At 53.9% G+C, this 293-nt stretch carries 1 protein-coding gene; it reads left to right on the forward strand.

The genetic code is table 11. From position 1 onward, the window contains the following. Positions 1-293 (forward strand): ABC transporter permease subunit (locus tag MXD62_RS08355; protein WP_248828824.1); only part of this gene is annotated, 293 nt, incomplete at both ends.

The raw sequence follows: 293 nt of genomic DNA on the forward strand, positions 1-293 counted from the left end.
GTGTTGATCGGGCTGCCGTTGGGAATTCTGCTCTTTCTCACCTCCAAGGGACAGCTGCTGCAAAACCGGACTTTTTACTCGGCTGTTTCGTTTATCGTCAATATCCTGCGATCCGTACCATTTATCATTCTGATGATTGTGCTGATTCCCGTCACCTTTAAACTTGTCGGGACATCGCTTGGGGTACGGGGCTCTATCCCACCGCTTGTGATCGGAGCGGCCCCGTTTTTTGCCCGGCTGGTCGAAACGTCCCTGCGAGAAGTGGATCGCGGCGTGATTGAAGCGGCGCAATC

The organism is Frankia sp. Mgl5, assembly GCF_023242985.1.
Classification (GTDB): domain Bacteria; phylum Actinomycetota; class Actinomycetes; order Frankiales; family Frankiaceae; genus Parafrankia; species Parafrankia soli.